Origin of the sequence: Sutcliffiella horikoshii (assembly GCF_021991925.1) — a bacterium.
GTDB classification, from domain to species: domain Bacteria; phylum Bacillota; class Bacilli; order Bacillales; family Bacillaceae_I; genus Sutcliffiella_A; species Sutcliffiella_A horikoshii_F.
The window spans coordinates 133,909-146,535 of sequence record NZ_RXZI01000005.1 but is presented as its reverse complement, the minus strand read 5'-3'; the positions used below and the strand labels follow the sequence as shown (position 1 = coordinate 146,535).

Sequence of the window (12,627 nt, the reverse complement as noted above, 5' to 3'; positions counted from 1 at the left end):
CGTCCTTACCCTTGCTTAATACTTCCCGCAATCTCCAAAAGCTCTCGTGCATGCTCTTTCGTTAACGAAGTTATCTCCACACCCGAAATCATTCTTCCGATTTCCCGAATCTTTTCATCTTGATCCAGACCACGCACCTTGGTTTTAGTGCGTTTGCCGGAAACTTCCTTGCTGATGAATAGATGGGTGTCGGACATTGCTGCAACTTGTGGCAAGTGGGAAATGCAAAGGACTTGCGAACCCACAGAAACCTGATAAATTTTCTCCGCTATGGACTGTGCCACCCTGCCACTGACGCCTGTATCGACTTCATCAAAAATGATGGATGTGATCCCTTGGTGCCTGGAGAATATACTCTTCAATGCAAGCATGATCCGAGAAAGCTCTCCACCTGAGGCGACCTTTGCCATCGGCTTTAACGGCTCACCTGGGTTAGTCGTAAGATAGAACTCCACGTCATCCACGCCATTTTTGCCGAACAATACATCGCCTGAGGACTTTTCTTTTTTCAGTTCCATGTTAACATCAAAGATCGCTTTTTCCAGATAAAGATCTTTAAGCTCCTTATGGATGCTCTTCATAAGCTTTTCAGAAGCTTTCCTCCGTGCGTCTGTTAAAGATTTGGCTTCTAGCGCAAGGTCCTGCTTTAACGATTCCAAGGATTCTTGAAGATGGTGAATATGTGAATCCCTGTTTTGTAGGGTCTCCAGTTCCTCTTCTATTTTAGAGGCGTACTCCAGAATTTCAGAAACGGTGCTTCCGTATTTACGCTTCAACTGCTTAATTTCATTTAATCTGCCTTCAATAAAATCAAGACGATTCGGATCAAACTCGAGCTGATCTATTTCATCCCTGATACGATAGGATAATTCCTCTAATTGATAATAGGAATTTGATATGATTTCGTGAACATCTTTGAGGTTTTTATCGATTTCCTCGAGACCTTCTGATTCCGACATCGCCTGGCCAATCCAGTCAAGTCCCTTCTGTTCACCATGCATGGCATAATAACAGTTATTCAGGGACTGATAAAGACGCTCATAATTGCTGATTTTATTTCTTTCTTCGAGGAGCTCGTCCTCTTCATTCACACTTAATTCCGCACTGCTGATTTCATCTGCCTGGAATTGAAGCAAATCAAGGCGGTGGGCAACCTTCTGTTCATTATCTGTTAGCTCAAGCAGCCTTTTTTCCACATCCTTATAGGACTTGTATACGTTGCTATATGACTGTAGTTCTTTTTGAACAGCAGTGCCACCAAACTGATCTAAAAGCAACAAATGAAGATCCGGATCCATCAGCTCTTGGTGTTCATGTTGTCCATGAATGTCCACTAATGTTTGTCCCACTTCTCTTAAAAGTGCAATGGTGACCAGCTTGCCATTCACACGGCACACACTTTTACCGGTTGCATGGATTTCTCTTCGTAAAACGACCATTTCATCTTCAATTTCAATGCCCAGTTCCTTGCAGACCCCATAGGCAGGATGACTATCATTTTCAAGCAGGAATAAACCTTCTAACTCTGCTCTTTTTTCACCGAAACGAACAAACTCATGAGAACCCCTCCCCCCTGCCAGCAAGTGGATGGCATCAATGATAATGGATTTACCAGCGCCGGTTTCCCCTGTCAATACCGTGAGCCCTTTTTCAAATGAGATGGAAAGAGATTCAATAATAGCAAAGTTTTTGATTGTCAATTCAGCAATCATACCATCACTTCCTTGGGTGTTTTTATAGCATATTAATAAAGCGGTCGGATAAATTCTTTGCATCTTCCGGCGTTCGGCAGATGATCAGGCACGTGTCGTCCCCACAAATGGTTCCGAGTATTTCCGACCAATCAAGATTATCAATGAGAACACCGATGGCATTGGCATTACCCGGCATTGTTTTCATGACAATCATGTGACCGGCTATATCTATTTTGACAAACGCATCCATCAAAGAGCGCTTCAGTTTTTGCAATGGATTGAAACGTTGGTCAGCAGGCAGGCTGTATTTATATCTACCATCCAAAAGCGGAACTTTTACAAGATGCAACTCTTTTATGTCTCTAGAAACCGTCGCTTGGGTCACATTGAATCCTAAGCTTTTCAAGCGGTCGACAAGCTCGTCTTGGGTTTCGATTTCACTGTTCGTAATCAATTCTCTGATTTTAATATGTCTTTGGCCCTTTGTCATGTTGGCACCCCTTATTGTCTATGTAACCTTTATTACCTAGCTCTATGTTAATTCAAACCTTATTCTATGTAAAACAGTTAGCCAAGAAAAAAGGAACAACCATATTAGTTATTCCCCTTTTTCGACCTTCAGTTGTTGGTGGGCATCTGCGACCAGATCAGGTATGGTTACCTGAAGATTGTTCTGTGAGCTTTCTTCTGTATGCCCATTCCATTGCAGGTGAAGAAGGAATTCAATATTCCCCTCACCTCCCGTTATAGGAGAGAAGGAAGCATTCATCACATCATAGCCTTCTTTTAAGCTAAAGTCTATAATCTTCTGCATGACCGCCTGATGGGTCTTAGGGTCTCTGACAATCCCTTTTTTCCCAACCTGTTCTCTTCCCGCTTCAAACTGGGGTTTCACTAAAGCAACCACATCACTTTCAGGTACCAGTAACGTTTTTAATACAGGAAGAATCAATTTTAAGGAGATGAAGGAAACGTCGATGCTCGCGAATTCAGGCATCCCTTCGTTCAAATCAACAGGTGTTACATAACGGAAATTGGTCCGTTCCATCACGACGACCCGTTCATCCTGTCGTAATTTCCACGCCAGCTGGTTGTAGCCGACGTCGAGTGCATAGCTCAATTTTGCACCATTTTGTAGGGCACAGTCGGTAAAACCTCCTGTGGATGCACCAATATCAAGGAGGATCTTATCCTTCACGTTCAAGCCAAAGACTTTCAGCGCTTTCTCCAGTTTCAACCCACCACGGCTTACATATGGCATCAGGTTCCCCTTGACGCTAAGCGGTGCATCTGTTGCCACTTTTTCACCAGGTTTGTCCAACCGTTGTTCATTTGAATATACAAGTCCCGCCATTATGGAGCGCTTTGCTTTCTCCCGCGTTTCCACAAGGCCGCGCTCCACAAGGAGTACATCTACTCTTTCTTTTTTTGCCATATCCGTTAAGCCCTTTTTTGTTTTCTTCTAGCTGCAATCAATTTAACATTTTCCACGACTTTCTCTGTTGTTAAATCTATTTCCTGTAGCAGCTCCTTCACACTTCCATGTTCAATGAAGCGATCTGGAATTCCCATTCTTACGACGCGATTCGTGTAACCATTATCGCTTGCAAACTCGACTACCGCACTACCGAATCCACCTTGCAATACTGCTTCTTCTATCGTTACAAAAGGTATGCCTGATTTGAATAGGTCATGTAATAATGCTTCATCCATCGGTTTGATGAATCGTGCATTGACCACTTTTACAGAAAGATTTTCTTTTTTCAGGTAATCAGCAGCTTCGAGTGCCATCCCAATGGTGGTTCCGAAAGTAAGGATAACCGCGTCCGTTCCTTCTTTCAGCACTTCCCAGGATCCGATCGGCAGTTCCCTCAACTCTTCATCCATTTTTACGCCCAACCCATTTCCACGGGGATATCGAAGCGCAATTGGACCATCGTCATATTTGTTTGCCGTGTACACCATGTGCTGGCCTTCATTTTCATCTTTTGGCATCATCAGCACCATGTTAGGCAAGTGTCGCAGGAAGGCGATATCAAATACACCTTGGTGGGTCTCTCCGTCTTCCCCAACCAACCCGGAACGGTCAATTCCGAAGAATACGTTCAAGTTTTGACGGCAAACATCATGGACAACCTGGTCATACCCTCTTTGCAAGAAGGTCGAATAGATAGCCAAGAATGGCTTCATACCTTGCGTTGCCAAGCCAGCAGCCATCGTAACAGCATGCTGTTCTGCAATTCCAACATCAAACATTCTATCTGGGAACTCTCTTGCAAAATTCTCCAGTTTTGATCCGACTGGCATTGCTGGCGTCAGCGCAACAATACGTTCATCTTCCCGGGCAAGTTTTCTGACTGTTTCACTGACAACACTGCTCCATGCTGGAGGTGCACCAACCGGTTTAAGGAAATCACCCGTCTCGATTTTATAGGGGCCAGTTCCATGCCAAGTTCCAATCGTATCGAGTTCTGCAGGTTCATATCCTTTCCCTTTTTTCGTGACCACATGAATAAGCACAGGGCCTTCGGTTTTTTTCGCATATTTAAGATTATCAATCAAATCGTTATAATTATGCCCATCAATCGGACCTAAGTACGTAAAGCCCAATTCTTCAAAGAACATGCCACTAACAACAAGGTACTTCAAACTGTCTTTGATGCGCTCCGCCGTTGACGCCAGTTTCCCGCCAACTGCAGGTATTTTCTTAAGAAGCACTTCCAATTCGTCTTTTACCCAGTTGTATTTACCCGCAGTTCTCATTCTTCCAAGTGCACTGTGCAGCGCTCCTACATTTGGGGCGATGGACATTTCATTATCATTCAAAATGACAATCATGTCTTTCTTTTCATGCCCGATATGGTTTAAGGCTTCCAACGCCATTCCACCGGTCAATGCCCCATCCCCTATGATTGGGATGACATATTCGCCCGTTCCCATTATATCCCTTGCAGCCGCCATTCCCATCGCTCCGGAAAGAGAAGTCGAGGAGTGTCCTGTTTCCCAAACATCGTGCTCGCTTTCATTCCTTTTCGGAAATCCACAAAGCCCTTTGTATTTTCTTAAAGAGCCAAATTCACAAGCTCTCCCCGTAAGGATCTTATGAACGTAAGCCTGATGGCCCACATCCCAAAGGAATTTATCTTTGGGGCTGTCAAAAACCTTATGAAGTGCGATCGTCAGTTCCACCACTCCAAGGTTTGGTCCGATATGCCCCCCAGAAGTGGAAAGTTGCTCAATCAAAAACCGTCTGACATCCTCGCTCAGGCTCTCCAATTCAGCTATAGACATTTTCTTTAAAAACTTTGGATTTTCAATCTTTGTAAGATCCAAAAGGGATCACTCTCTTTCCTTACTGATTTCTCTTATTCTTACGTTTATTTTTGTTTTCTTTCATCACGACTATCTTAAATCTGTCTTCCAGGATATAAAAAAGCTTGCCCACTTGAAAAAGAATGGGGGTCGAATAACGGATGGCCATCGATTTTCCGAAGGCCTTCCCACCAACTGTCACTGCAGCCACTACACTTGTGAACACCACAGCAACAATATAATGGAAAGCCGAATCCTCCCGTTGGCCCATGGAAATGGTAAACGAAATCACCACAATAGCAGATGCGGTTCCGCTGATAATACCAGATATATCCCCGATAACATCATTACAGAAGCTTGCAAAACGATCGGCACTCCTGACAATCAATATACTCTGTTTGGAACCGTTTACCCTTTCGGCTGCCATGGCATGAAATGGTGTTTCATCTGCCGCGGTAGCGGCAATCCCGAGCATATCGAAGAATATCCCGATAAACACAATGATGAAAACGATGACCATTCCGATCGCCCAAGTGACACCTGAAAGCAGATACGTGGAAACGATTGAAAAAATAGCCGCTAACACGAGTGTGATAACGGCGATAGCTAAACTCCAATTTATTGCATCTTTCCATTTATTTAACATGGTATAATTTCCTAACTCTATATAAGTAAGCTTTTGTGGTTATCCTACATTTTATTATAGACATTTTTGACTTAATCCACCAAATTTAAATATGTAGAGAGTGGTCATGCATTAGGTAAAGACTGCGGCTTAGGTCCAGTAGGTTTTCCCAAGCAAGTACCAGATGTCGCCATACTGGCGGTTTCCCATTAAACCTGCCTTAGCTGTGTCGCCATCAGCTAGACTGGATTACCACTTAGTCCGCACTATAATCCCCAATGCATGTCTTAGAAACAGAACAGTCTAGGAGTTTTCCTCTACAGCCTTTAACCAGTTCTTAGCCTCTTTTGCAGAGCGGATTTCATATGGAATACAAAGATAGTTTCACTGGCCTAGTGAAAAAATCCTATACCATAATCCCCTCCAACTCCACTCAAGGCAGGCTACGCTGTATATATCTAACCCAGTTAGATATATATCAGGTTTATCACCATTCCATCACATGCTACCCTAGGGGAAAAACATGGATGAGAATGGGCCTCCACGGAAGTAGGGTCTTCGCCCACATGCCATTGTGGATCGCCCTACAACCTTAACTCCCAGCATCAACCCAAGGCTGGGCGCCTCAAGCCGACACAAGGAACTTCATCGATGTGCCCTTTAGCGGATTTTTAGGCCCGCCTTCAGAAAAGGTAGACTGACTAGAATACTGCACCACCCATTTGTATCATTTATTATATCACAAAAAGAGGAAATGCTCAATTTCAGCCTCTATTTTTGTCGATTAGTGGTCCCTTTTGGCAATAAGATCACAAAGCTGTGATAAGAGATCAGATTTTAACGACATGTCGGAAAGCAAACGCTTAGCTTCACTAATATGATATTCCAATTTTTCTTTGGCGCCATCCATAGACAGCAAAGATGGATAAGTAACTTTTTCGTTGAGGGTATCCGAACCGACCGGCTTGCCTATTTTCTCAGCATCACCTTCGATATCAAGGATGTCATCTCGTATTTGAAAAGCGAGTCCAAGGTGGTCGGCAAACAGAGTAAGCTTTGAGATTTGCTCTTCGCTCGCATCCCCAAGGATGGCCCCTGCCATAACGCTGTACCCCAGCAACTTACCGGTTTTATTCCTATGTATATACTCCAGCTCTTCAAGCGAAAGGGCCTTACCTTCCCCTTCCCCTTCCATATCTGCTACCTGTCCCCCGACCATCCCTGTTGGGCCTGACGCTTTTGAAAGTTCCTTCATAAGGGTGACCACTTTAATAGGGGACACCCCCAGATTTAACAGGTCCTCCATCACCTCGAAACTGTAAGTCAAAAGCGCATCTCCTGCCAGGATGGCCATGGCTTCCCCATATACTTTGTGATTGGTTGGCTTACCACGTCTATAATCATCATCGTCCATACTTGGAAGATCATCATGAATCAATGAGTACGTGTGAATCATTTCAACAGCGCAGGCTACCGGCAACCCAAGTTTCTCAGACTTGCCAAATGAATGCAACGTTGCAAGCACCAGTAGCGGACGCAGCCTCTTTCCTCCAGCTTTCAATGAATAGCTCATAGAATCCAGCAAAGCTTGCGGGGCCTCCACTGTGTTCACATAGGAAAAAAGAGCCTCTTCCACTAGTTTCTTTCTTTCCTTCATAAAGGTTTGCAAATCCATCACTTGTGCCAATTAAGCTTCATCCTCCTGTACCTGGAACGACTCCAATTCCCCATTTTCTTTTAATATTTTCTCCATCTCTTCCTCTACGTGGGATAGTTTGTCATGACAAAACTTGGACAGTTTCATCCCTTCCTTGTAGAAAGAAATCGCTTCTTCCAATGGTACATCCCCTTCTTCAAGCTTTTCTACTATGGTTTCCAACTCTTTCATCGCTTCTTCAAATGTTACTTGTTTCTTTTCACTCATCGTTCTTTCTCTCCTTTACATCTTGTATTTCACAAGCAAACTGCCCATCTTGGAGATGGACCTGAATGGTGTCACCTTTTTCCGCCTGGCCCACACTTTTTATGATGGTCCCATCCTGTTGATAAGCCAAACTGTATCCTCTATTCATGATCTTCAGAGGACTCAAGCCATCTATTTTCGTCAGTTTATGTTGAAACTCCCATTGTTTCTTTTGCAAGGCTTGTTGCATCAGCTTGGTAAGCATCGTCGTGCGTTGTTCGAGGGATAGCTTTTCCGTCTCCCATTGCTTTTTCGGATGATTACGTTCGAGCAAGGAAGAAAGTTGCTCCCACTTTACATGCTTCCGCTCTACCATTCTTTTCATGGACATATCCAAATCGTCCAGCACACGATCTAGGTCCTGTTGCTTTTGCGCATAAAGGTTCTTTGGAAAACGGAAAGCATAAGACTTTTGCAAGGTAGTCAGTCTATCTTTATAATGTTGCATCAATTTATTGGAAGCCCTGTGCAAGCGGAACTTCCGATCTGACAACCTTTCCATTAACTCATTGATGTGTGGGACGGCGAGCTCAGCAGCAGCAGTCGGAGTGGGCGCTCGCATATCCGCCACAAAGTCTGCGATGGTAAAGTCCGTTTCATGTCCTACCGCTGAGATGACTGGAAGATTGGAAGCGAAAATCTCCCTGGCTACGACCTCTTCGTTAAAAGCCCACAACTCCTCAATCGATCCACCCCCACGCCCAACAATCAAAACATCCAAATCAGGTTGTTGATTGGCCATTTGTATCGCCTTCACGATGGAAGGTGCAGCATTGACTCCTTGAACAAGAGCAGGTATCACGATTATCTTGGTCAGCGGGTATCTTCTTTTCAAGGTTGTGATGATATCACGGACAGCAGCCCCTGTCGGAGAGGTGATTACGCCAACAGCACGCGGATATTTTGGCAGGACCTTTTTATGTTCCGGTGAGAATAGCCCTTCTTGTGATAGTTTCTTTTTTAATTCTTCGTAAGCCAAAAAAAGACTGCCCACACCATCTGGTTGCATTTCTTTTATGTACATTTGGTAGGATCCACTTGCCTCATAGACCGTCACTTCCCCGCGAACAAGGACTTTCATTCCTTCTTGTGGCTTGAAGACAAGGTTGCGGTTCTGACCGGCAAACATGACGACCGATAATCGTGCATTCTGGTCTTTCAATGTAAAGTACATATGCCCTCTGCTATGTTGTTTAAAATTTGATATTTCTCCTTTCAGCCATACGTCCTGCATATGTGGATCTACATCAAATTTTCGTTTTATGTATTTTGTTAGTGCAGTAACAGTTAAGTATCTGCGTTCACTCATAATATTAACTCCTTTTTCGAGACTGCTTATACGAAGGCTATGTTAAAGTATACGTTTAATTTTTGCAGCAACCTAGCTGTTGATTAGAGCAATGGGCTTAGACTCCTAAGGGAGATAGCGTTTAAGGGGAGACCCCGCAGGCTCAAGCCGAGGAGGCTCACCAAACGCCCCTAGGAAAGCGAAGCCTAGTGCAGAAATCAACCGCGGTGTTTAACAGAGCTTATACGAAAAAAAGACGGAAGAACTCTAAGTTCTTTCCATCTTCTAAGATACCATATTAACGGGAAAACGTCTTGTTTTCCCTTGCTTCGTTTTGTGCTGATTCAAGTGTATTCTGCAATAACATGGTAATCGTCATCGGACCGACTCCTCCAGGAACAGGTGTGATATAGCTCGCCTTTTCTTTTACCGTATCAAAATCAACGTCGCCACATAACTTTCCTGTTTCAAGCCTGTTAACTCCGACATCAATGACGATTGCACCATCCTTCACATATTCAGGACCAATTAGCTTCGCACGACCAACGGCAGCGATCAGGATATCCGCCTGTTTAGTGATGGCGGCCAAATCCTTCGTCCGCGAATGACAATACGTGACTGTCGCATCTTCTTTCAATAGCAATTGACCAACGGGTTTGCCCACAATATTGCTTCTTCCGATAACGACTACATGCTTCCCTGAAATGGGAACATTCAAGGACTTAATCATTTCCACAATCCCATAAGGCGTACATGGGAGAAAGGATTTCTGATCAATCATCATTCTACCGACATTGACGGGATGGAACCCATCTACATCTTTATTAGGGGAAATATGTTCAATAACAGCCAATTCATCGATATGATCAGGCAAAGGCAACTGTACCAAAATACCGTGAACAGAAGCATCTTGGTTAAAGTGGGTGATTCTCTCCAATAATTCCTGTTGGGCAATGGAGCTTGGATACTCTTCCAAAATGCTGCGAATTCCAGCCTCTTCACAAGCTTTCTGTTTCGCTCTGACGTAGGATTGGGATGCAGGGTCTTCCCCCACAAGAATTACTGCCAAGCTTGGTTGAATATTTTTTAGCGTATGTAGCTCTGACACCTTTTCTTTAATAAAAGACCTTTTTTCGGTTGCAAGTACTTTACCTGATACAATCACTGCTGACATGAATAGCTCCCCCTTTTACTACTTATGCATTATTTTTCGATTGTTGTTTTGACTTTGGACAAGACCGCGTTGATAAACCCGCTGGATTTATCATCGCCAAATGTTTTCGCAAGCTCGATCGCCTCGTTCATGCTCACGTTTGCCGGAATCTCTTCTATATGCATCATTTCAAATACAGACATACGAAGAATGGTACGATCGACAGTTCCTAAACGATCCAATGACCACTTTTCCAAATGGGCTTTCAGCGTGGAATCGATTTCCTCTTGATGCTCTTTTGTTCCAAGCACAATACTTTTTAGGAAGTCGTCCGCTTTTTCTCCTTCTTCCAATACATTTCTAATTGCTTCATCAGGCGCAATATCACTTAAGTCCATTTGAAAAATGGCTTGAAGCGCCTTTTCTCTTGATTTACTTCGTTTCATTGTTCGATCTCCTTATCGTGCCTATACTAGTATAAAAAGATAATAGCACATTTTTATAAAAAAACACATGTTTTTTGACTGTTTTTACGCTTATTTACATACAAAAATTAAATTGTCGTTCAAAACGTTCGGAATTAACCGTTTTCATTTTTGCTCTGGGGGAGCTAGAAATATTTTTGAATATCACTTTCATCATTACCTACATCATACACTGCTATACTTTTCCTCTAAAAGAGAAAGCGACTAAAATTGTACCTAATATCGGAGGCTAACACAAGGGAAAACTTTATGTGGTAGTAACGCAAAAAAAATGTAGGCACCCTTCTGATGAGAGTGCCTACAAGGTGAACGTCCTTTTAAATTTCCTGCTCTACTTCTACTTCGTTCTTTTGCGTTTCAAATTGAACACCAACTACGTGAATGTTCACTTCCGTAATTTCAAGTGCTGTCATGTTCAGTAGTGCTTGGCGGATATTATCCTGTACCTTTTGCGCAACAGTCGGAATAGAAATGCCAAACTGCATCACACAGAAAACGTCCACTTTAATGCCTTCTTCGCTAAGATCCACTTTTACGCCTTTACCGTGGTTCTTTTTTCCAAGTCTCTCTACCACACCAGCTGCGAAGTTCCCACGCATTTGCATGACACCTTCCACTTCAGAAGCAGCAATACCGGCAATGACTTCAATTACTTCTGGAGCAATTTCCACTTTACCAAGAGAATTGTTGTTTTCCATTTCCAATAAATTTCTTTCGCTCATAATTAACCCTCCTATTTATATTTTAAGAATTCATGACATCATATTTTTCAAGGAATTTCGTATTGAAATCTCCATCTTTAAACTTTTCGTGATCCATTAGTTTCAGATGGAAAGGAATCGTTGTATGAACGCCTTCAATCACAAACTCACTTAATGCACGCTTCATTCGGGAAACCGCCTCTTCGCGTGTTGCCCCGTATGTGATAAGCTTGGCAACCATGGAATCATAATAAGGTGGAATACTGTAGCCAGGATATACAGCAGAATCCACTCGGACACCAAGACCACCTGGAGGAAGGTACATCTCAATCTTTCCTGGAGAAGGCATGAAATTCTTTTCTGGATTTTCCGCATTGATTCGGCACTCAATCGACCAACCGTTGAAGACAACATCTTCTTGCTTGATTGATAAAGTTTCCCCAGATGCCACCTTAATCATTTCCTTAATCAGGTCCACTCCTGTCACCATTTCCGTAACGGGATGCTCTACCTGAATCCGCGTGTTCATTTCCATGAAGTAAAACTTCTTATTTTGATAGTCATATATAAATTCTATCGTACCTGCACCCATATAGTCCACTGCTTCGGCCGCTTTTACCGCCGCATCACCCATCTGCGCACGAATTTCTTCGTCCAGAACAGGGGAAGGCGTTTCTTCGACGAGCTTCTGCAAACGACGTTGAATGGAACAATCACGTTCACCTAAGTGAATCGTATTTCCATGACCGTCCGCCATCACCTGTATTTCTACATGTCGGAAATCCTCGATGAATTTCTCCAGATAAACCCCCGGATTTCCAAAGGCTGTTGCCGCTTCCCGTTGAGTAATGGAGATTCCCTTTTTCAGTTCCTCTTCATTTCTTGCAACGCGGATCCCTTTACCGCCGCCACCAGCCGTCGCTTTGATGATGACAGGATAACCGATATCATTGGCGATGGACATGCCGTCATTGATGTTTTCGATGATACCTTGAGATCCCGGAACGATTGGAACTCCCGCTTTACGCATCGTTTCACGCGCGATATCCTTCGTCCCCATCTTACTGATCGCTTCAGGACTTGGTCCCACGAATGTGATGTTGCATTCGCGACAAAGCTCCGCAAAGTCTGAGTTCTCCGCAAGGAACCCATATCCAGGATGGATCGCATCTGAAGCAGTCAGTTTTGCCACACTGATGATATTGGTGAAATTAAGGTAGCTGTCTTTGGAAGCGGTAGGTCCAACACAATAAGCTTCATCCGCTAACTGGACATGAAGGGATTCCTTATCCGCTTCCGAATAAACTGCCACTGTCTCGATATTCATTTCTTTGCAGGCACGAATAATACGAACTGCAATTTCTCCTCTATTCGCAATCAATAATTTTTTTATCATGAGTGTCTCC

General features: G+C 43.5%; 12 protein-coding genes. All 12 read right to left on the bottom strand.

Annotation, left to right across the window (positions count from 1 at the left end; all coding sequences use genetic code 11):
• Positions 1 to 5: 5 nt before the first annotated feature.
• Positions 6 to 1,712 (bottom strand): DNA repair protein RecN, encoded by a 1,707-nt coding sequence (gene recN, locus EKQ44_RS14335; RefSeq protein ID WP_237664231.1) that lies wholly within the window; start codon positions 1,710 to 1,712, stop codon positions 6 to 8.
• Positions 1,713 to 1,734: 22 nt separating this feature from the next.
• Entirely contained in the window at positions 1,735 to 2,184 is a 450-nt protein-coding gene (gene ahrC, locus EKQ44_RS14330; RefSeq protein ID WP_237664230.1) for a transcriptional regulator AhrC/ArgR, read from the bottom strand.
• 108 nt (positions 2,185 to 2,292) lie between these two features.
• Positions 2,293 to 3,129 carry a TlyA family RNA methyltransferase gene (locus EKQ44_RS14325; protein WP_237664229.1) on the bottom strand — a complete coding sequence of 279 codons (837 nt, stop codon included), beginning with the start codon at positions 3,127 to 3,129 and terminating at the stop codon, positions 2,293 to 2,295.
• 5 nt (positions 3,130 to 3,134) lie between these two features.
• Positions 3,135 to 5,027 carry a 1-deoxy-D-xylulose-5-phosphate synthase gene (gene dxs, locus EKQ44_RS14320; RefSeq protein ID WP_237664228.1) on the bottom strand — a complete coding sequence of 631 codons (1,893 nt, stop codon included), beginning with the start codon at positions 5,025 to 5,027 and terminating at the stop codon, positions 3,135 to 3,137.
• Between the two features lie 19 nt (positions 5,028 to 5,046).
• Positions 5,047 to 5,652, bottom strand: coding sequence for a hypothetical protein (locus tag EKQ44_RS14315; RefSeq protein ID WP_237664227.1), 606 nt, complete (start codon positions 5,650 to 5,652; stop codon positions 5,047 to 5,049).
• Positions 5,653 to 6,415: 763 nt separating this feature from the next.
• Positions 6,416 to 7,306 (bottom strand): polyprenyl synthetase family protein, encoded by an 891-nt coding sequence (locus EKQ44_RS14310; RefSeq protein ID WP_237664340.1) that lies wholly within the window; start codon positions 7,304 to 7,306, stop codon positions 6,416 to 6,418.
• 12 nt (positions 7,307 to 7,318) lie between these two features.
• Positions 7,319 to 7,555, bottom strand: coding sequence for an exodeoxyribonuclease VII small subunit (locus EKQ44_RS14305; RefSeq protein WP_237664226.1), 237 nt, complete (start codon positions 7,553 to 7,555; stop codon positions 7,319 to 7,321).
• Positions 7,548 to 8,903, bottom strand: coding sequence for an exodeoxyribonuclease VII large subunit (gene xseA / locus EKQ44_RS14300; protein WP_237664225.1), 1,356 nt, complete (start codon positions 8,901 to 8,903; stop codon positions 7,548 to 7,550). The genes EKQ44_RS14305 and xseA overlap by 8 nt, the downstream gene beginning before the upstream one ends.
• Before the next feature lie 277 nt (positions 8,904 to 9,180).
• The gene (gene folD / locus EKQ44_RS14295; protein WP_237664224.1) at positions 9,181 to 10,056 is read right to left on the bottom strand and encodes a bifunctional methylenetetrahydrofolate dehydrogenase/methenyltetrahydrofolate cyclohydrolase FolD; all 876 of its coding nucleotides are present in this window, start codon (positions 10,054 to 10,056) and stop codon (positions 9,181 to 9,183) included.
• Between the two features lie 29 nt (positions 10,057 to 10,085).
• Positions 10,086 to 10,481, bottom strand: a complete 396-nt coding sequence (gene nusB / locus EKQ44_RS14290) for a transcription antitermination factor NusB (RefSeq protein ID WP_237664223.1) — start codon at positions 10,479 to 10,481, stop codon at positions 10,086 to 10,088.
• A gap of 356 nt (positions 10,482 to 10,837) precedes the next feature.
• Complete coding sequence (locus tag EKQ44_RS14285; RefSeq protein ID WP_063560427.1) at positions 10,838 to 11,242, bottom strand: Asp23/Gls24 family envelope stress response protein; 405 nt, start codon at positions 11,240 to 11,242, stop codon at positions 10,838 to 10,840.
• A gap of 22 nt (positions 11,243 to 11,264) precedes the next feature.
• On the bottom strand, positions 11,265 to 12,617 hold the full coding sequence (gene accC, locus EKQ44_RS14280; RefSeq protein ID WP_237664222.1) for an acetyl-CoA carboxylase biotin carboxylase subunit: 1,353 nt from the start codon (positions 12,615 to 12,617) through the stop codon (positions 11,265 to 11,267).
• Between the last annotated feature and the right edge of the window lie 10 nt (positions 12,618 to 12,627).

What these genes read in the sequence shown, in the direction of transcription:
- xseA (WP_237664225.1), bottom strand. Translation starts at nt 8,903, where the DNA reads ATGAGTGAACGCAGATACTTAACTGTTACTGCACTAACAAAATACATA.
- ahrC (WP_237664230.1), bottom strand. Translation starts at nt 2,184, where the DNA reads ATGACAAAGGGCCAAAGACATATTAAAATCAGAGAATTGATTACGAAC.
- nusB (WP_237664223.1), bottom strand. Translation starts at nt 10,481, where the DNA reads ATGAAACGAAGTAAATCAAGAGAAAAGGCGCTTCAAGCCATTTTTCAA.
- accC (WP_237664222.1), bottom strand. Translation starts at nt 12,617, where the DNA reads ATGATAAAAAAATTATTGATTGCGAATAGAGGAGAAATTGCAGTTCGT.
- EKQ44_RS14315 (WP_237664227.1), bottom strand. Translation starts at nt 5,652, where the DNA reads ATGTTAAATAAATGGAAAGATGCAATAAATTGGAGTTTAGCTATCGCC.
- recN (WP_237664231.1), bottom strand. Translation starts at nt 1,712, where the DNA reads ATGATTGCTGAATTGACAATCAAAAACTTTGCTATTATTGAATCTCTT.
- EKQ44_RS14310 (WP_237664340.1), bottom strand. Translation starts at nt 7,306, where the DNA reads ATGGATTTGCAAACCTTTATGAAGGAAAGAAAGAAACTAGTGGAAGAG.
- EKQ44_RS14325 (WP_237664229.1), bottom strand. Translation starts at nt 3,129, where the DNA reads ATGGCAAAAAAAGAAAGAGTAGATGTACTCCTTGTGGAGCGCGGCCTT.
- EKQ44_RS14305 (WP_237664226.1), bottom strand. Translation starts at nt 7,555, where the DNA reads ATGAGTGAAAAGAAACAAGTAACATTTGAAGAAGCGATGAAAGAGTTG.
- EKQ44_RS14285 (WP_063560427.1), bottom strand. Translation starts at nt 11,242, where the DNA reads ATGAGCGAAAGAAATTTATTGGAAATGGAAAACAACAATTCTCTTGGT.
- folD (WP_237664224.1), bottom strand. Translation starts at nt 10,056, where the DNA reads ATGTCAGCAGTGATTGTATCAGGTAAAGTACTTGCAACCGAAAAAAGG.